The sequence below is a fragment of the Pseudomonas sp. HP_14 genome, from assembly GCF_055283875.1.
Map to the genome: position 1 here is coordinate 38,929 of NZ_JBTOQI010000013.1, position 17,956 is coordinate 56,884.

The window sequence follows — 17,956 nt, forward strand, 5'->3', positions numbered from 1 at the left end:
TACAACAATTTGTGAGATTCCATGAGCCAAACCATCACCCCAGCGCAACTGCAACAGTGGCTTTTCGACGGGCAGGAAATTGCCCTGTTTGATGTGCGTGAGCACGGCCAGTATGGCGAGGCGCACTTGTTTCACGGCCAGAACCTGCCTTACAGCCGTCTGGAAATTGAAGCGCCTCGCCTGGCCCCCAATCCTGCGGTGCGTCTGGTGATCTATGACCAGAACGGCACTGACGTTGCCCTGCGTGCCGCTTCACGTCTTGAGGCGCTGGGTTACCAGCAGGTGCATATCCTGCAAGACGGTGCCGATGGATGGCAGGCTGCAGGCCTGCAACTGTTTGCCGGTGTGCATGTGCCCTCCAAGGCATTTGGCGAACTGGTGGAGGAGGTTAGCCACACGCCACACATTACTGCTGACGAACTGGCGCAGTGGCAGGCGCGTGGCGAGCCGTTGCTGGTGCTCGACGGCAGGCCGTTCGATGAGTACCGCAAGATGACCATTCCCGGTTCCATCTGCTGCCCCAATGGCGAACTGGGTTATCGACTACCTGCCTTGGTCAACGATGAAACCACGCCCATTGTGGTGAATTGCGCCGGGCGCACCCGGAGCATTATTGGCGCACAAACGCTGATCGATCTAGGCGTGAAGAACCCGGTTTATGCGCTGGAAAACGGCACTCAAGGCTGGTATCTCGCAGATCTGCAACTGGAGCATGGCAGCACCCGACGTTATCCGGACCAGGTGTCTGCGGATGCCCTGGCTAAACAGCGCGAAGCTGCCAGAACCCTGGCGCAAAAGGCCGGTATCGAAACAGTCAGCGCTGCACAAGTGGCCAAATGGGCCGAAGATCAGAGCCGCAGTCTGTTCCTGTGTGACGTACGCACGGCTGAAGAGTTTGCCGCAGCGACCTTGCCCGGTGCACAACATACGCCGGGCGGGCAGTTGATTCAGTCCACCGACCTGTACATCGGTGTGCGACATGCGCGCATCGTGTTGATAGATTCCGACGGCATTCGTGCCCCCATCGTTGCCAGTTGGCTACGTCAGTTGGGGCATCAGGCTTATGTGCTGGAGGATGGCGTCAGGAGTGATCTGACGTTGCAAGCGTCGCCGTTGCTGAGCGCTGCACAATTACCGACCATCAATGCACTGGCAGTCGCCGACGCCTTGAAAGACGACGCAGTTGCGCTGATTGACCTTCGGCCGAGCACGCTCTTCCGCAAGGCGCATATTCACGGCTCGCGCTGGTCGATTCGCCCCTTGATAGCGGCCGCCGTTGCCGTTGAAGCACGCCCGCTGGTGTTGCTCGCCGACAGTCTGGAAGTGGCGCAACTCGCTGTTCAGGAATTACCTGAAGCGCAGCAGGCACAGGCACGTTTGCTGGAGGGCGGAATTGAGGAATGGCGGGCAGCGGGTTTGCCACTGGTGGACGATGCCACAAGCCTGGACGACGCGCAGTGTATCGACTTCCTGTTTTTCACCCATGATCGGCATTCGGGCAACAAGGACGCGGCGCGGCAGTACCTGGCGTGGGAAATCGGCTTGCTGGCGCAAATGACTGAACAGGAAATCAACAGCCTTAGGCCTTTGCACGGAAAAAAGCCTGAGCGCCCGTCGGCTACCTCTGATGTGCGTACGCGGTTGATTCACGCCGCACGTACTGAGAAGGGCGGCGGCGGGCGCGCAGTGAATGTGCCAGTGACGCGTTTGAGCACTGTGCTGTTCGATAGCCTCAGCGAGATGCGCGATATCCGTAAGCGTCGGGACACTGAGCGGGTCTTGAGCTACGGCGCGCGAGGCAATCCCACGGCATTTGCGCTGGAAGATCTGGTCACCGAACTTGAGGGCGGGCATCGCACCAAGCTGTTTTCCACGGGGCTGGCGGCGACTGCACAAACCTTTCTGGCGTATCTACGCCCCGGTGATCATGTGTTGCTCACCGATGCGGTCTATGGCCCGGTGCGCAGGATTGCGTCGGAGTACCTTGTGCCGTTCGGTATCGAAGTCGGTTACTTCCCGGCCGATTGCCGCGGTCTGGAAGCGCTGCTGCAAGCCAATACCAAAATGGTTTACGCCGAAGTGCCGGGCTCGCTGCTTTATGAATTGTGCGACCTGCCTGCGATTGCTGCGTTGTGCAAACCACGCGGAATCTTGCTCGCTGTCGATAACACCTGGGGTTCTGGTTATCTGTATCGACCGCTGGCGCTGGGGGCGGATATCTCGATCATGGCCTTGACCAAGTACATCAGTGGTCACAGCGACGTGATGATGGGCTGCGTCTGTACCGGCAAAGACGTGTGGCCCGCGCTGGGGCGGATGAGCGAAACCTTCGGCAATACCGTCAGTCCGGATGATGCCTATCTGGTTCTGCGCGGAGCACGGACACTGGCTTCGCGGCTGGATATTCACGAGCGTCAGGCACTGCAAGTCGCTCACTGGTTGCAGGCGCAGCCGTTGGTCCAGCGGGTTTTCCACCCGGCGCTGGTCGAGCATCCCGACCACGATCTGTTCAAGCGCGATTTCAGCGGCAGCAATGGCCTGTTGTCGTTCGAACTGGCCAATGACGATCCTGCTCAGCTTGAGCAGTTCATCGGCGCACTGCGCCTGTTCGGGCTGGGTGCTTCATGGGGCGGTTATGAAAGCCTGATCACCGTGGCGGATGTGAGTGATCGTAATAACCCCGATGACAGGGCGCTTAACCCGGTATTACGCCTGCACATCGGCCTGGAGAATTTGACTGCCCTGATTGAAGATTTGCAGCGGGGATTTGACGCTATCAACGTTTGATCGAGTGATTTGTTATTTTATAACACTTCGCTTTCTGGCTATGTAATACTGTAACAAATAGTTGCAGGTTACTGGTTCATGAAAACACCCCGCATTCCTTCCATCGCCGGTTCGGTTCTCGCCCAGTCGGCATGGAAGAGAGTTGTGCTCGCCTTGAGCATGCTGGTTTTGCTGTGGTTGGCGATCATCTGGGCGGTGGCCATTCCATGAGCGCCGCCATCTCTCTGCAGGATCTCACCGTCGTCTACGAACGCCGGGCCGCCGTTCATCACCTCAATGGGTGTTTCGAAGCCGGGAGCCTGACTGCCATTGTCGGGCCCAATGGCGCTGGCAAATCGACGCTGATCAAAGCCATTGCCGGGACCATGAAGCCTGCTGCCGGTCGGGTCGATCGCGGCAACCTCGCAACCAAAACCCTCGGTTATTTGCCTCAGGCTGCAGAAATTGACCGCAGCTTTCCACTCAGTGTCGCCGACACCGTGGCGATGGGCGCATGGCGTAGCATCGGTGCGTTTCTTGGCCTGACCCGAGACCTCGCCAGGCGCACGCAAGAGGCATTGCAGGCGGTGGGCCTGGAGGGCTTTGAGTCGCGCAGCATCGGTTCGCTGTCTTCCGGGCAGTTTCAGCGTGTGCTGTTCGCCCGGCTGCTGCTTCAGGACGCTGCTGTGATTTTGCTCGATGAACCCTTCACTGCAATTGATGCACGTACCACCCGTGACCTTCTGGAGTTGGTACGGGTCTGGCACGGGCAGGGCAGAACAGTGATTGCCGTGCTGCACGACATCGATCAGGTGCGCCAGCATTTTCCGCAAACCCTGCTGATGGCGCGTGAAGCCATTGCCTGGGGCGCGACTGCAGACGTCCTGAACGTCGAGAACCTGCGCAAGGCGCGGAACATGGCTGAGTTCTGGAGCGCGGATACGGAGTTGTGTGGGGTGGAGACTCTATGATTTCTCCCGACGTGCAATGTCCTGTAGGAGTGAGCTTGCTCGCGATGGCGTCAGGTCAGGCGATCACTTTTGGGCTGGTGTACCGCATCGCGAGCAAGCTCACTCCTACAGCAAGCCGGATTCCAGTCAGGTCCCGCGTCCGGATTCTGAGGGGGTGGTCATGACCCTCTACACCTTGTTAATCGAACCCTTCGTCGAGTTTGGCTTCATGCGCCGGGCCTTGGTGGCGTGTCTGGCGCTCGGCATTGGCTCCGGGCCGGTGGGCGTGCTGTTGATGCTCAGACGCATGAGCCTGGTGGGCGATGCGATGAGCCACGCAGTATTGCCGGGGGCTGCGTTGGGTTTTCTGTTTTTCGGTTTATCACTGCCTGCCATGGGCGTTGGTGGCTTGATCGCCGGCCTGGCCGTCGCGCTGTTGTCCGGGCTGGTCAGTCGCCTGACGGCCCTGCGTGAAGACGCGAGCTTTGCCAGCTTCTACCTGACCTCGCTGGCGGCCGGGGTCATGATCGTTTCGTTGCACGGCTCCAACGTTGACCTGTTGCATGTGCTGTTTGGCACCATCCTCGCCATCGACGCCAGCGCGATTTACATGGTGGGCGGTATCGCTTCTTTCACCGTGATCCTGCTCGCACTGATTTACCGGCCGCTGGTCCTGGAGTGTTTTGACCCCGGATTCCTGCGTGCCGTCGGCGGGCGAGGCTCGCTGTATCACGTACTTTTCCTGCTATTAGTGGTGCTCAATCTGGTGGCGGGCTTCCAGGCGCTGGGGACATTGATGGCGGTCGGCATGATGATGTTGCCTGCCACGGCGGCACGCTTCTGGGCCACGTCATTAAGCGCGTTGGTAGCGATTTCGACGTTGGTCGCGACGTTGTCAGGCTTGATCGGGCTGATCATTTCTTACCACATGGGCGTCGCTTCGGGACCCGCCATCGTCCTGACCGCCAGCGCTTTCTATGGCTTTTCTCTGTTGTTCGGCCGCACAGGTGTCCTGCGCGGTCTGCTTCCCCAATCTCATCTGGCCAACTGATTCACGCACCTATTTCAAGAGGAACGTCATGAAACGATCAATGCTGTTGGGTTCAATGGCAGCCCTTGTGCTGTCTGCTGTTAGCGCTCTGGCGCAGGCCAAACCTCTGGAAACCGTCGCGTCATTCACGGTCATTGCCGACATGGTGCAGAACGTCGGCGGCGACCGGGTGCATGTTACCTCGCTGATTGGTCCCAACGGTGATCCGCACGTCTACGAACCCAGCCCGGCCGACGCTCAGGCGTTAAAGAAAGCAGACGTGGCGTTTGTCAGCGGTTTGCATCTGGAAGGCTGGATGGATCGTTTGATCAAGGCCTCGGGTTACAAGGGGGAGCCGGTAGTACTGTCGAACGGCATCAAAACCCGCAGCATGGAAGAGGACGGCGAGCGTATTACCGACCCCCATGCCTGGAACAGTGCTGCCAATGCGGTGATCTACGTGCGTAACATCGTGGCTGGATTGCAAAAAGCCGACCCTGCGGGCGCTGCCGTCTATCAGGCTAACGGCGAACGCTACACAGCGCAGCTTCAAGCGCTGGACAGTTATGCCCGGACGCAAATCCAGTCAATTCCCGTTGCGCAACGCAAGGTGCTGACCTCCCATGATGCCTTTGGTTATTTTGGCGATGCTTATGGCGTTACCTTCCTGTCGCCGCTGGGTTTCTCCACTGAGTCCGAAGCTTCGGCGGCAGATGTGGGCAAGCTGATTCGGCAGATCAAGGCCGAGCATGTCAGCGCTTACTTCTTCGAAAATTCCGGTGATCCGCGGCTGGTCAAGCAAATCGCCGATGCCAGTGGCGCCAAGCCCGGTGGTGAGCTGTATGTTGAAGCACTGTCGCCAGCCACTGGGCCTGCGGCCAGCTATGTGCAGATGTTCCGCTACAACGTTGATCAGTTGGTGGCGGCGATGCAGGGTAAGTGAAGCCGAGGGGCAAGGAGGCGAAGGCTGCGCATTCGCAGCCTTCGGTAGTTTCTGTCGAACAGAATGCAGTCCGTTGAATTGACATGCACGATCTGTAGGAGCTGCCGTAGGCTGCGAAGTATTGATACTGACACACCGCTATCGCAGCCTTCGGCAGCTCCTACAGTCCTGGGTCGCCGGGTTTTAGTGTTCCGAGAATTTAAACACCGTCGTCTGGGTATAAGTCTTGCCCGGGTCCAGTCGTGTACTCTGGAATTTCGGCTGGTTCGGCGCATCAGGATAGTGTTGGGTTTCCAGGGTAAAGGCACCCCAGTGCGGGTAGACCTTGCCTGCTTTGCCGTGAATGCTGCCGTCGAGGAAGTTGCCGGTATAGAGCTGCACGCCGGGCTCGCTGGTAAACAACTGCAGGCGACGTCCGGATTGCGGATCGCTGACTTCGGCGGCCAGTTTGCTGACGTCGCCTTTAGTGTCGAGCACCCAGTTGAAATCGAAGCCACCTTGTTTAGGCTCGGCGTATTTCAACTGCTGATGATCCGCCTTGATGTTCTTGCCAATGGCAGTCGGGGTAAGAAAGTCCATAGGCGTGCCTTTGACCGCAGGCAGATCACCGGTGGGGATCAGCTTCTCGTTGACTGGCGTGTAATGCGAAGCGTGCAGGGTGGCGACTTGTTTGAGGACATCACCATTGCCAGCGCCTGCCAGGTTGAAGTAGCTGTGGTTGGTCAGGTTGAGCACGGTGGGTTTATCGGTGGTCGCCTTGTACTGGATGCGCAGCTCGTTTTTCTCGTTAAGGCTGTAGGTCACTTCAGTCTTCAGGTTGCCAGGGAAACCCATCTCACCGTCGGGTGACACATACGTCAGCTTGACACCCACCCAGCCGCTTTCGTTGCTGGGTTCGGCTTTCCACACGCGTTTGTCGAAACCCTGCGTACCGCCGTGCAGTGCGTTGGTCTTGTCGTTCTGTGGCACTTGGTACGTTTTGCCATCCAGGCTGAACTGTCCGCCCGCCAGACGATTGCCAAAGCGGCCTATGGTCGCACCGAAGTACACCGTTCCGTTGTCCTGATAACCCTTCACATCATCAAAGCCCAGTACCACATCCTCAACCTTGCCGTTCTTGTCCGGCAGTAATAGCGATTGCAGCGTCGCGCCATAAGTAATGATGTTGGCTTCGACGCCGTGGCTGTTGCGCAGGGTGTACTTCTCGACCGCGGTACCATCAGCGGTTTTACCGAAGGGGCTGTGGTCATTGGTGAGGCTGGCCGCATTGGCGGTGAGGGTGGCGATCATCAGTGACAGTCCAAAACTGCTGAGCAGTGAAGAGGGTTTCATTGAATTTACCTTTTTTGTTGTTGTGGTGTGGGCTGCACCGAACCTTCGATGCTGGCCGGGTTCTTACGTTTTACGGATTATTGGTCTGACTATTTATCCTTATAAATGGTGTTAAGAGGATTTATAGCCGATAAATCGATGCTTGAAAATTTAATCGTAATACTATTTGATGGTCGTATAGATTCTATAGGCGCTGCCGAAGGCTGCAATCTGGTGTTTTTCCTGTAGAGGAGGCATCGCAGCCTACGGCAGCTCCTACAGGCAGAACCATGAGATGGTTTGACAGCCATTCATATGATGATTAGCCTCAATTCGCGGAAGTCACCGCGTAGTGAGGCGTAGCACATGAGCAGTAATTTTCATGCGTCAACGGTCGACTGGCTGGGGGCGTGGATCGCGGCGGGCAATGTGCGGCCGGGTCAGGTGTTAAAAGTCGAAGCGGTGCTCGCGGAAGAGTTGGGCGTTAGTCGCACGGTGATCCGCGAGGCGATCAAGACGCTGGTGGCCAAAGGTTTACTCGAAGTGGGGCCCAAGGTAGGGACCCGGGTGATGCCTTTGCGTAGCTGGAATCTGTTTGATCCGCAAGTGGTGGGTTGGCTGGCGCGTAAAGGTTTGCCAGAAGACTTTGTAAAGGATTTGCTCGATCTGCGCAGGACCATCGAACCCATGGCTGTCCGTTGGGCATGCGAGCGGGCCAGTACAGAACAGATATTTGAAATTCAACGGGCTTATGTGGCTCTGGCGGCATCGGTGGCGGACATGGGCGATTACAACCAGGCCGACCGGCGCTTTCATGAGGCGGTCCTGGCGGCTAGCCATAACCGTTTCATCGAGCAAATGTTGCCAGCGTTGGGTGCGTTACTGGCGGTGTCGTTTGAAGTGTCATCGGCTGTGCCGGGGGAGTTGGGTAAAACCCTGCCTTTGCACAAGGACCTTGCTGACGCCATTGCTAGCCGCGATGCAGCGAAAGGCGTTTGGGCGTGCATGACGTTGATCGAACAAGCGGCTGGCGTGATTGCTGAATCGTTCGCCAGGCAGGCGCTGGTTCCCGACAGCGACTAAGGTTTCACCGAAGTAGAAAACTGCTACACAGAATGGCTACAGAACACCTGACAAAAATAAGAAAAAAGGACACTTTCACATGCAATGGCTGCCTGTTTCAGCGCATCGTTTCATGCTGGGCGAAGGCCCGTTCTGGGACGCCCAAACCCAGACCCTCTATTGGGTCGACATCGCCGCCCGACTGGCTTGCCGACTGTTCGAAGATCAATATCAGCAGTGGCACCTGCCTGAGTCCGTCTCTGCCTTTATCCCTACCCGAAGTGGTGATGCACTGGTGACCCTTGCCAGCGGCGTCTATCGCCTTGATCTCGATTCTCCAGGTTATGCGCCCAGCCTCACGCTGTTGTGCGTGGCCGATCCCGTCGCTGGTAATCGCGCCAATGAAGCGCGCTGCGATCCTCGAGGCCGCTTGTGGCTGGGATCCATGCAAAACAACCTCGACGAGGAGGGCGGTGATCTGCCGATCACCCGACGGTCCGGCGGCATGTTCAGAATTGACGCCGATGGGGCCGTCACGCCTTTGCTTGAAGGTCAGGGCATCGTCAACACCCTGTTGTGGAATGCCAAAGGCGATGAGCTCTACAGCGCAGACAGCCTTGACGGGGTGATCTATCTCTACCCGGTTCTGGTCGATGAAAAGCTTGGATCGCGCTCTGTCTGGGCCGCTGAACATGAGCGCGGCGTGCCTGACGGCTCGGCGATGGACGTCGAGGGCTACATATGGAACGCACGCTGGGGTGGAAGCTGTCTTATTCGCTATGCCCCTGATGGCAGCGTCGAGCGCATCGTCGAACTGCCGGTCAGCCATCCCACCAGCTGCATATTCGGCGGCCCGGACATGACCACGCTGTTTGTCACCAGTGCTGCACCGGCGGATGCTCACGGGCAATTCGACGGCGCGCTGCTCGCTGCCGAGGTGGGTATACGCGGATTGCCGTCGACACGTTTTGCGGGTTAAGAGGTTGCTGTCTGGTATTGGCCGCAGATAACAAAGCTTTAGAAAAAGGTATGTCCAATGTCAGTGCTTCAGTGTGAGTGACACTAGGTTACATTCCGGTCATTGATAATATGATATGACTGTTTTGTTCTTGTTTTGATGTCGTCAACGTTGTCTTCGGACGCGCGATGACTTCGACACAACTCATTGCTGGACGCTGTAGCTATTCAATAAAAATAAGGAGTTAGCTATGTTGAGTCGTCACGGGATCCGTTCCCTTTGCTGTGCCGCCGTTGCCACTGCCGTGCTGGGCCTTGCTGGCGGAGTCTCTGCCGCCGAAAAGGTCAAAATCGGCTTCCTCGTCAAGCAGGCTGAAGAGCCCTGGTTTCAAACTGAATGGGCCTTTGCCGAAAAAGCGGGCAAGGACCACGGTTTTGAAGTGATCAAAATTGCCGTACCTGACGGCGAGAAAACCCTCTCTGCTATCGACAGCCTGGCCGCCAACGGTGCCAAAGGCTTCGTCATCTGCCCACCTGATGTTTCGCTTGGCCCTGCGATTGTGGCCAAAGCCAAAGCCAATGGCCTGAAAGTCATGGCGGTTGACGACCGTTTTGTCGACGCCAGTGGCAAGTTCATGGAGGACGTGCCTTATCTGGGCATGGCTGCATATGAGGTCGGCCAGAAACAGGGCGAGGCCATGGCCGCCGAGGCGAAGAACCGTAACTGGGACTGGAAAGAAACTTACGCCATCATCAATACGTATAACGAGCTGGATACGGGTAAGAAACGTACCGACGGTTCGGTTGATGCGTTGAAAAAAGCCGGTTTCCCGGAGGACCACATCCTCTTCACTGCACAGAAGACCCTCGACGTTCCTGGCAGCATGGAATCCACCAACTCGGCGTTGCCTAAACTGCCTTCCGCAGCGAAAAACCTGATCATCGGCGGCATGAACGACAACACGGTGCTGGGTGGTGTGCGAGCAACTGCGGGCGCTGGCTTCAAGCCTGCCAACGTGATTGGTATCGGCATCAATGGCACTGATGCCATCGATGAATTGAAGAAGAAGGAAAGCGGCTTCTTCGGTTCGATGCTGCCAAGCCCGGATAAAGAGGGCTACAACACTGCGCTGCAGATGTACAAGTGGGTCACCACCGGCGAAGAGCCTCCTAAATACACAGCGATGGACGACGTAACGCTGATTACCCGGGCGAACTTTCAGGAAGTGCTGACCAAGATTGGTCTCTGGAAGTGACAGTGCGCGAGGTGCGCACTGTCTAGCACCCAGGAACCCTGTAGGAGCGACCGGGTGGCGACCCACCTTGCTCGCGATAGCGGTATATCAGCGAATAAATCATCGCTTGACCCCGCGCCATCGCAAGCAAGCTAGCTCCTACAGGAATCGTGTTTCGATCCTGATGATGGGAGGTTCCATGCAACCGCAAGCCACTGTCACACCCACCTCGCAACCTTTGCCCGCAGGCAGCCTGCGCTTCAACGGCATTGGCAAGACTTTCCCCGGCGTGCGAGCACTGTCGGAGATTACTTTTGAGGCACGTCCCGGCAGCGTTCACGCGCTGATGGGCGAGAACGGCGCGGGTAAGTCCACGCTGCTGAAAATCCTTGGGGGTTCCTATCAACCGAACAGTGGCAACTTATCGATCGGTGAACAGGCTTACACCTTCAAATCCACGGCAGACAGCATCGGAGCGGGTGTAGCGGTCATCCACCAGGAGCTGCAGTTGGTGCCTGAGATGTCCGTTGCCGAAAACCTTCTACTGGGTCACATGCCCAGCCGCTGGGGCATGGTCAACCGGCGCGCCATGTTGCGTCAGGCGCGGGAGTTGCTTAAAGGCCTGGCCGACGAGATCGACCCGTCGACCCGTCTCGGCGACCTGTCCCTCGGTCAAAGACAGCTGGTGGAAATCGCCAAGGCCATGTCACGCAATGCCCATGTGATTGCATTTGACGAGCCGACCAGCAGCTTGTCGGCCCGGGAAATCGATCGTTTGATGGCAATCATCGTCAAGCTGCGGGACGAAGGCCGGGTGATCCTTTATGTGTCTCACCGCATGGAAGAAATCTTCCGGGTTTGTGATGCGGTGACGGTGTTCAAGGACGGGCGCTTCGTGCGCACCTTTGAAGACATGGCAGAACTGGATCACGACCGGCTGGTGACCTGCATGGTCGGCCGCGATATTCAGGACATTTACAACTACCGGCCAAGGCAGCATCAAGGGCCGGGCCTGCGGGTCACCGGGCTGCTTGGACCGGGTCTGCAGGAACCAGTGACCTTCGCGGTGCAAAAAGGCGAGGTGCTGGGCTTCTTTGGTTTGGTGGGGGCTGGTCGTACCGAGATGTTCCGCATGTTGTCGGGCCTGACACGCAGCAAGTCAGGTACGTTGCAGATCGACGGCAAGAACCTTGAGCTTCGTTCCCCTCGTGATGCGATTGCCGCCGGAATCCTGCTATGCCCAGAAGACCGCAAGAAAGAAGGCATCGTGCCGCTCTCCAGCGTTGCCGAAAACATCAACATTGGTGCGCGTCCACGCCACGTGACCCTGGGCTGCCTGATTCAGGGTCGCTGGGAGAAGAGCAACGCCAAACATCAGATTCAGGCGATGAACGTCAAGACGCCGTCGCCAGAGCAGCAGATGCTGTTCCTTTCGGGCGGCAATCAGCAGAAGGCGATTCTCGGTCGCTGGCTGTCGATGCCGATGAAAGTCCTGTTACTGGATGAGCCGACCCGAGGCATCGACATCGGTGCCAAGTCAGAGATTTACCAGATCATTCATAACCTGGCAGCTGACGGTATTGCGGTGATTGTGGTGTCCAGTGATCTGATGGAAGTCATGGGCATTGCCGACCGGATTCTGGTCATGAGTGAAGGCGCCATTACCGGCGAGCTGAACCGTGACGAGGCCGATGAGGCACGCCTGTTGCAACTGGCATTGCCACGAACCCGTGGTTGAGCGAATCGGTTCGCGCTGCGAAATCAGCGGTGAAAAACAAGCATGAAAAATAAGAAAGAGGTGCGTATGTCTAGCGAATCCAGTCTGACGGCTCCACGTCAGGGCCTTAACCTGCGACGTTTTATTGATGACTGGGCCATGCTCATGGCGGCGGTGGGCATTTTTGTGCTGTGCACATTGCTCATCGACAACTTCATGTCACCTCTGAATATGCGTGGCCTGGGTCTGGCGATTTCAACAGTGGGCATCGCTGCGTGCACCATGTTGTTCTGCCTGGCCTCGGGGCATTTCGACCTGTCGGTGGGCTCGGTACTGGCTTGCTCCGGGGTGATCGCCGGAATCGTGATTCGCGATACCGACAGCCTGTTTCTCGGCATCTCCGCCGCATTGGCGATGGGCCTTGTAGTAGGGCTGATCAACGGCATCGTGATTGCCAAGCTGCGCATCAATGCGCTGATTGCGACGTTGGCGACGATGCAGATTGTTCGTGGTCTTGCGTACATTTTTTCCAACGGCAAGGCAGTTGGCGTTTCCAATGAAGACTTTTTCGTGTTCGGCAATGGCCAGCTGTACGGCGTGCCGGTGCCGATTCTGATCACCATCGTATGTTTCGCGTTTTTTGGCTGGCTGCTGAATTACACGACTTACGGGCGTAACTCCCTGGCCATTGGCGGTAACCAGGAGGCTGCGCTGCTGGCCGGTGTGCATGTTGATCGCACCAAGATCATCATCTTTGCCGTGCATGGTCTGGTGGGCGCCTTGGCCGGGGTGGTGCTGGCGTCGCGGATGACGTCGGGCCAGCCGATGATTGGTCAGGGCTTTGAGCTGACGGTCATTTCTGCATGCGTACTGGGCGGCGTGTCATTGAGTGGCGGCATCGGCATGATTCGCCACGTGATCGCGGGGGTGTTGATTCTGGCGATCATCGAGAACGCGATGAACCTGAAGAACATCGATACCTTTTACCAGTATGTGATTCGCGGTTCGATCCTGTTGCTAGCGGTGATTATCGACCGGATGAAGCGGCGCTAAAGGTGGGTAATTGCAGGTAAACCTTCGCGTCTGAATCGCTGGCAAGCCATGCTCCCACATGAGGCAGCGGTCCTATGTGGGAGCATGGCTTGCCAGCGATCAAGGCGCCGCAATTCCGGGCTAACACTGCAGCCCTCCTCAAAAATCCTGCCCCTCAACAAATTAAAGTTGGCGCTCCATGCTGAACTACTTAGAATGATTCTCATTTTAAGTAGTGACCCACAGTGAGCCGTTGACTATGAGGGACGCAGCAGGGGCATTCGAGCCCACCCTGGAAAATTTCTACCGCGATCATCGCAGCTGGCTGGAAAGCTGGCTGCGCAGTCGTCTTGGCAATGCATGGGATGCTGCCGATCTGAGTCAGGATACGTTCGTCAAGGTGTTGGCCAGCCAGCACGGTGAACCGCTGAGTCAACTGCGTGAGCCACGGGCCTATCTGTTGACAGTGGGCAAGCGCCTGCTGATCAATCATTACCAGCGGCGCAGTGTCGAGCAGGCTTACTTGCAGGCCCTGGCCAGTTTGCCTGAAAACGTTATTCCGTCTCCCGAAGACCGCTGGGTGCTGCTGGAAACCCTGCAAGCACTGGATGAACTGCTCGACGCGTTGCCTTTGCCGGTTCGTCGGGCATTTCTCTGGGCGCAACTGGAAGGCCTCGGTTACGCGCAGATCGCTGAACGTTTGCAGGTATCCGAGCGTACGGTCAAACGCTATATGGCCCAGGCTTACACCCATTGTCTGATGGTCGACTTATGAGCAACGTCGCGCAGGCTCGTCAGATCGCCGAAGACGCCGCTGGCTTTCTGGTCTTGCTGGAGTCCGGTAGCGCCAGTGCCGAAGACCGGGCGCGCCTGCAACGTTGGCGTGAGCAGTCAACCCATCACGAGCAGACCTGGCAAAAAGCCCAGGGCCTCCGTCAGCGTTTTTCCAGTCTGCCGCCAGAGCTGGCCATGGCCAGCCTGGATCGTCCTGACCGGGGCCGACGCTCGGTGATGAAGCGCGCTTTGATTGTCGCGGCTTTGCTGCCTGCGGGCTGGTTACTGGCCCAGCAAACACCGGTCGCCGCACTGCGTGCGGATTTGCGTACCGCCTCTGGAGGGCGCCGGGACTTACGCCTGCCGGATGGCAGCCTGCTGCAACTCGACACCGCCACCGCGCTGAATATGGACCTTGAGCAGGGCAGGCGTTCGCTGTCGCTGATTGAGGGCGAGATGGCGCTGAACATGGCCAGCAATGTTCCCGCGATGACCATCAATACGCAGCAGGGGAAGGTGTTGGCAGACGGTGCCGAGCTGTGCGTCCGCCAGTATGGACAGAGCTGCCAGGTTTCGGTGTGGCGTGGCTCGGTGCAGCTCATCCCGCAGCAAGGCCCGTCGATGCAGCTAAAGGCGGGCCAGCGTGCCACCATGAGCGCCGAATCGATTACTTCCGTGCAGCCTTTTGATACCCTTCAGCCGGGTTGGCGCCAAGGTGTGCTGAGCGTTGAAAATCAGCCGCTTGGGCGCTTTCTGGAGGACCTCAGCCGTTATCGTCCGGGCATTCTGCGTTGGGAGCCCGCGCTGGAATCGCTGAAGGTCACCGGCACTTTCCGCCTTGATGATACTGACAAGATTTTGTTCCTGCTCGCCGCGAGCCTGCCATTGCAGGTGCAAACCCGGACGCGGTATTGGGTGACGCTGACTGCGCGCGGAGCTGCTGCGTGAATTGACCCTAATCGCGAGCAAGCTCACTCTCATCAAACGATATGCAGACTACTGGATTGAAATGCGTTTTCTGTAGGAGCTGCCGAAGGCTGCGAAGCATCTATCCTGACACACCGCGATCGCAGCCTTCGGCAGTTCCTACAGGTCCAATGATTGCCGCGAGACAGCCTGGTGTCATGGACACCGGCTGCTGTCGCGTACGGTGAGTACCGTCGGGAACCGGTGAGATTGCACCGGCTCACCGGCAATACGCTGTAGCAGGGTCTCAACGGCGCGTACGCCCTGAGCATGCATGCTGGTGCTGATGCTGGTCAGTTGCAGGTGCGCAGCCAGCGGCGTGTCGTTGTAGCCGACCACCGCGATATCACGCCCGGCCAGCAAGCCGCGATTACGCATGGCACCGAACAGACCAATCGCAAGAAAATCGTTTACGGCAAAGATCGCCGTGGGCGGCTGGGGGAGGCTGAGCAGGTATTCGCCGGTACTGAAGCCTGCCTGTGTATCGAAATGGCCGGGCACGACAAATTCCGGTGGGATAAGGATCCCGCGTTCACGGTAATACTCGATGAAGCTTGCGGTGCGCTCACTGGAGTTGCTGCTATGGGCTTCTCCGGCTATCACCGCGACGCGTGTGTGGCCTTGAGCGAAAAGATGCTCGGCGGCCAGCCGACCGCCCATTTCATCGTCCGAAGTGATCGAACAGTGCTGGCCACGTCGGCGGCTGACCAGCACGAAAGGCACTTGTCGCTCCGCCAGTTCTTCAAGAAATCCTGGCTGCGGGGTGCAATGCACATCGCTGATGATCAGACCTTCGACATTGCGCGCAAGGGCGCGCTCTGCCAGTTCGCGCTGGCGTTCCGGACGGTCCAGCGTATTGGCGACGAACGAGGTGTAGCGACGTGCGCTGGCCGCTTCGTCGATGCCTTCATAGACCGTTGCCAGCACAATGTCAGAGAGTCTTGGAACCAGAATCGCGATCTCTCGGCTGTGCCGGGTCTTGAGGGTGCGGGCGTGGGTATTGGGTTGGTAATCGAGGCTGGCGGCAAGGGCGCGGATGCGCTCGATGGTCTCTTTGGAGGCTGCCCGTCCTGCATGGTCCAGAGTGCCGTTGAGTACCCGCGATACCGTCGAGACATGCACGTTAAGTTGCTGGGCGATACCGCGAAGTGTGGCGGGGCGTCTGTTCATGGGGCATGCCTCATAACGCGGAGGAGCAGGGCACAAATGCTCGCATTTCGCCGCTGGATTTGCACGGTGTGGCCCCTTGTCAGCCTGTAGCAGGGCATTTGCGCCACGATGGAGCGCGGCGTACCAAAAGATTGCACGAACCGTTGGGCAACACTACCCAAACGTTTGGGTTATTTTTTCGGGAGTTTTTTAGCGTCTCCTAACATCATGAATCCATTGGTTTTTATCTCTGACTTCAGGCCAATGAGATAAGCGCGTAAAAAAGTTGGTATGCCCATTGCGTTGCACCTGTCAGTTCTCTTTACCTGACTGATGGGAAACTCGCCATGACGCACGCTTCAGCAAACCGCGCACGTAGTTTGACCCGACTGGCATTGGCCTGCTCGTTGGCGATAGGCACTCTGTCGCCATTGGCGGCAATGGCCGACAGCACGTTGCGAATCGCAATGACTGCAGCGGACATTCCGCTGACCCATGGTCAGCCGGATCAAGGGTATGAGGGCAACCGCTTCACCGGGATCACGATCTTCGACTCCCTGGTGGAGTGGGACCTGTCGCAGAGCGAGAAACCCAGCGCTCTGGTGCCGGGGCTGGCTACTGAATGGGCGGTCAACCCTGATGACCACACGAAGTGGATTTTCAAATTACGTCCCGGCGTGAAATTCCATGACGGCTCGGCGTTCAATGCCGATGCCGTGGTCTGGAACGTCAACAAGGTGCTCGACAAGCAGGCGCCGCAATACGCACCGGGGCAAATCGGCGTGACGGTCTCCCGGATGCCCACCCTGCGCAGCGCGAAGAAAATCGATGACCTGACCGTTGAGTTGACCACCAGCGAGCCGGATGCGGTGCTGCCGTATAACCTGACCAACCTGTTCATGGCTTCGCCGGTGGCCTGGCAAAAAGATTTCGCCGCCGTTCCTGCGGCCACCACAGATCCGGCCGAGCGCTCCAAGCAAGCCTGGACTGCTTTCGCCAGCCATTCATCAGGCACGGGCCCGTTCAAGATGAACCGCATGGTGCCGCGTCAGGTGCTGGTGCTGGACAAGAACCCGGACTACTGGGATGCCAAGCGCGTGCCCAAAGTAGATCGTGTGGAATTGATCCCGCTGCCAGAGGCCAACGCCCGAACGGCTGCGTTGTTATCTGGTCAGGTTGACTGGATTGAAGCACCCGCGCCGGACGCTATGGATCAGATCAAAAGCAAGGACTTCAAGATTTACTCCAATGCCCAGCCGCATCTCTGGCCTTGGCAGTTCTCCTTCGCGCCAGGTTCACCGTGGCTGGACAAGCGTGTCCGTCAGGCCGCCAACCTGTGTCTGGACCGCAGTGAGCTGAAAGCTTATCTGGGCGGTTACATGCAGGAAGCCACCGGGACCTACGAGAAGGATTCTCCGTGGTACGGCAACCCTGAATTCAAGATCCGCTACGACCAGGAAGCCGCGCAGAAACTGATGACTGAGGCGGGCTACAGCAAGGCCAAACCGATCAAGGTCAAGGTCCTGACTTCGGCATCCGGCTCAGGGCAGATGCAGCCGTTGCCGATGAACGAATACATCCAGCAGAGCCTCAAGGGCTGCTACTTCGACGTTGAAATTGCTGTCACCGAGTGGAACACGCTGTTCAGTGGCTGGCGCCTGGGGGCCAAGGATCCTGCGGCGCAGGGCGCTAACGCGATCAACGTCAGTGCCGCAGTCATGGACCCGTATTTCGGCATGGTGCGCTTTGCCAGCGAGAAGGCGTTCCCGCCGGTTTCCAACAACTGGGGCTATTTCGCCAACCCGGAAGTCGAGAAGCTGATCACCACCGTGCGCAACTCTTTCGACCCTAAAGCACTGGACGAGGCAGCCGGTAAGCTCAATGCCGCCATCGTCGATGAAGCGCCGTTCCTGTACGTCGCACATGACGTCGGCCCGCGCGCCATTTCACCAAAAATCAAAGGCGTGGTTCCGGCGCAGAGCTGGTTCATCGACCTGACGCTGGTCTCCAAACAGGACTGAGAAGCCTGAGACCTTCAGCCGGTCCTACAGGATTGCGCAGAAC

Annotated in this window: 15 protein-coding genes; 13 read left to right on the forward strand and 2 right to left on the reverse strand. The window is 57.9% G+C overall.

Annotated features, from left to right (window positions below):
• Window positions 1-21 precede the first annotated feature (21 nt).
• The 5 genes from metC (at window position 22) to ACYASS_RS12025 (ending at window position 5,689) form a co-directional block, all read left to right on the forward strand.
• Window positions 22-2,787, forward strand: a complete 2,766-nt coding sequence (gene metC, locus ACYASS_RS12005) for a cystathionine beta-lyase (protein ID WP_463586270.1) — start codon at window positions 22-24, stop codon at window positions 2,785-2,787.
• A 78-nt stretch (window positions 2,788-2,865) separates the two neighbouring features.
• Window positions 2,866-2,997 (forward strand): hypothetical protein, encoded by a 132-nt coding sequence (locus ACYASS_RS12010; protein ID WP_463586271.1) that lies wholly within the window; start codon window positions 2,866-2,868, stop codon window positions 2,995-2,997.
• The gene (locus tag ACYASS_RS12015; RefSeq protein WP_463586272.1) at window positions 2,994-3,737 is read left to right on the forward strand and encodes a metal ABC transporter ATP-binding protein; all 744 of its coding nucleotides are present in this window, start codon (window positions 2,994-2,996) and stop codon (window positions 3,735-3,737) included. Before ACYASS_RS12010 ends, ACYASS_RS12015 begins: the two co-directional genes overlap by 4 nt.
• 160 nt (window positions 3,738-3,897) lie before the next feature.
• Window positions 3,898-4,767, forward strand: coding sequence for a metal ABC transporter permease (locus ACYASS_RS12020; RefSeq protein ID WP_463586273.1), 870 nt, complete (start codon window positions 3,898-3,900; stop codon window positions 4,765-4,767).
• Between the two features lie 28 nt (window positions 4,768-4,795).
• Window positions 4,796-5,689 (forward strand): metal ABC transporter substrate-binding protein, encoded by an 894-nt coding sequence (locus tag ACYASS_RS12025; protein ID WP_463586274.1) that lies wholly within the window; start codon window positions 4,796-4,798, stop codon window positions 5,687-5,689.
• Window positions 5,690-5,872: 183 nt separating this feature from the next.
• Here ACYASS_RS12025 and ACYASS_RS12030 read toward each other — a convergent pair whose 3' ends face one another.
• Window positions 5,873-7,021 (reverse strand): aldose epimerase family protein, encoded by a 1,149-nt coding sequence (locus ACYASS_RS12030; protein WP_463586275.1) that lies wholly within the window; start codon window positions 7,019-7,021, stop codon window positions 5,873-5,875.
• Window positions 7,022-7,366: 345 nt separating this feature from the next.
• Here ACYASS_RS12030 and ACYASS_RS12035 point away from each other — a divergent pair, with 345 nt between their 5' ends.
• The 7 genes from ACYASS_RS12035 to ACYASS_RS12065 all read left to right on the forward strand — a co-directional run bounded on the left by ACYASS_RS12035 (window position 7,367) and on the right by ACYASS_RS12065 (window position 14,725).
• Window positions 7,367-8,083 (forward strand): FadR/GntR family transcriptional regulator, encoded by a 717-nt coding sequence (locus tag ACYASS_RS12035; protein WP_463586276.1) that lies wholly within the window; start codon window positions 7,367-7,369, stop codon window positions 8,081-8,083.
• Window positions 8,084-8,162: 79 nt separating this feature from the next.
• Window positions 8,163-9,041: an SMP-30/gluconolactonase/LRE family protein gene (locus tag ACYASS_RS12040; protein ID WP_463586277.1), complete on the forward strand. Its 879-nt coding sequence runs from the start codon at window positions 8,163-8,165 to the stop codon at window positions 9,039-9,041.
• A gap of 229 nt (window positions 9,042-9,270) precedes the next feature.
• Window positions 9,271-10,275, forward strand: coding sequence for a substrate-binding domain-containing protein (locus tag ACYASS_RS12045; RefSeq protein ID WP_243249004.1), 1,005 nt, complete (start codon window positions 9,271-9,273; stop codon window positions 10,273-10,275).
• A gap of 178 nt (window positions 10,276-10,453) precedes the next feature.
• The gene (gene araG / locus ACYASS_RS12050) at window positions 10,454-11,992 is read left to right on the forward strand and encodes an L-arabinose ABC transporter ATP-binding protein AraG (RefSeq protein WP_463586278.1); all 1,539 of its coding nucleotides are present in this window, start codon (window positions 10,454-10,456) and stop codon (window positions 11,990-11,992) included.
• A gap of 66 nt (window positions 11,993-12,058) precedes the next feature.
• Window positions 12,059-13,024 (forward strand): L-arabinose ABC transporter permease AraH, encoded by a 966-nt coding sequence (gene araH / locus ACYASS_RS12055; protein WP_162874599.1) that lies wholly within the window; start codon window positions 12,059-12,061, stop codon window positions 13,022-13,024.
• A gap of 238 nt (window positions 13,025-13,262) precedes the next feature.
• Window positions 13,263-13,778, forward strand: coding sequence for a sigma-70 family RNA polymerase sigma factor (locus ACYASS_RS12060; protein ID WP_243249006.1), 516 nt, complete (start codon window positions 13,263-13,265; stop codon window positions 13,776-13,778).
• Window positions 13,775-14,725 (forward strand): FecR domain-containing protein, encoded by a 951-nt coding sequence (locus tag ACYASS_RS12065; protein ID WP_463586279.1) that lies wholly within the window; start codon window positions 13,775-13,777, stop codon window positions 14,723-14,725. Before ACYASS_RS12060 ends, ACYASS_RS12065 begins: the two co-directional genes overlap by 4 nt.
• Before the next feature lie 174 nt (window positions 14,726-14,899).
• Here the strand turns inward: ACYASS_RS12065 and ACYASS_RS12070 are convergent, their stop codons facing one another.
• The gene (locus ACYASS_RS12070) at window positions 14,900-15,913 is read right to left on the reverse strand and encodes a LacI family DNA-binding transcriptional regulator (RefSeq protein ID WP_463586280.1); all 1,014 of its coding nucleotides are present in this window, start codon (window positions 15,911-15,913) and stop codon (window positions 14,900-14,902) included.
• A 326-nt stretch (window positions 15,914-16,239) separates the two neighbouring features.
• On the opposite strand from ACYASS_RS12070, the gene ACYASS_RS12075 reads away from it, so the two are divergent.
• Window positions 16,240-17,913, forward strand: coding sequence for an ABC transporter substrate-binding protein (locus ACYASS_RS12075; protein ID WP_463586281.1), 1,674 nt, complete (start codon window positions 16,240-16,242; stop codon window positions 17,911-17,913).
• Window positions 17,914-17,956: the final 43 nt, after the last annotated feature.

Excerpts from the sequence above, each read along its gene's own strand:
- metC (WP_463586270.1), top strand. The coding sequence starts at position 22 with ATGAGCCAAACCATCACCCCAGCGCAACTGCAACAGTGGCTTTTCGAC.
- ACYASS_RS12010 (WP_463586271.1), top strand. The coding sequence starts at position 2,866 with ATGAAAACACCCCGCATTCCTTCCATCGCCGGTTCGGTTCTCGCCCAG.
- ACYASS_RS12015 (WP_463586272.1), top strand. The coding sequence starts at position 2,994 with ATGAGCGCCGCCATCTCTCTGCAGGATCTCACCGTCGTCTACGAACGC.
- ACYASS_RS12020 (WP_463586273.1), top strand. The coding sequence starts at position 3,898 with ATGACCCTCTACACCTTGTTAATCGAACCCTTCGTCGAGTTTGGCTTC.
- ACYASS_RS12025 (WP_463586274.1), top strand. The coding sequence starts at position 4,796 with ATGAAACGATCAATGCTGTTGGGTTCAATGGCAGCCCTTGTGCTGTCT.
- ACYASS_RS12030 (WP_463586275.1), bottom strand. The coding sequence starts at position 7,021 with ATGAAACCCTCTTCACTGCTCAGCAGTTTTGGACTGTCACTGATGATC.
- ACYASS_RS12035 (WP_463586276.1), top strand. The coding sequence starts at position 7,367 with ATGAGCAGTAATTTTCATGCGTCAACGGTCGACTGGCTGGGGGCGTGG.
- ACYASS_RS12040 (WP_463586277.1), top strand. The coding sequence starts at position 8,163 with ATGCAATGGCTGCCTGTTTCAGCGCATCGTTTCATGCTGGGCGAAGGC.
- ACYASS_RS12045 (WP_243249004.1), top strand. The coding sequence starts at position 9,271 with ATGTTGAGTCGTCACGGGATCCGTTCCCTTTGCTGTGCCGCCGTTGCC.
- araG (WP_463586278.1), top strand. The coding sequence starts at position 10,454 with ATGCAACCGCAAGCCACTGTCACACCCACCTCGCAACCTTTGCCCGCA.
- araH (WP_162874599.1), top strand. The coding sequence starts at position 12,059 with ATGTCTAGCGAATCCAGTCTGACGGCTCCACGTCAGGGCCTTAACCTG.
- ACYASS_RS12060 (WP_243249006.1), top strand. The coding sequence starts at position 13,263 with ATGAGGGACGCAGCAGGGGCATTCGAGCCCACCCTGGAAAATTTCTAC.
- ACYASS_RS12065 (WP_463586279.1), top strand. The coding sequence starts at position 13,775 with ATGAGCAACGTCGCGCAGGCTCGTCAGATCGCCGAAGACGCCGCTGGC.
- ACYASS_RS12070 (WP_463586280.1), bottom strand. The coding sequence starts at position 15,913 with ATGAACAGACGCCCCGCCACACTTCGCGGTATCGCCCAGCAACTTAAC.
- ACYASS_RS12075 (WP_463586281.1), top strand. The coding sequence starts at position 16,240 with ATGACGCACGCTTCAGCAAACCGCGCACGTAGTTTGACCCGACTGGCA.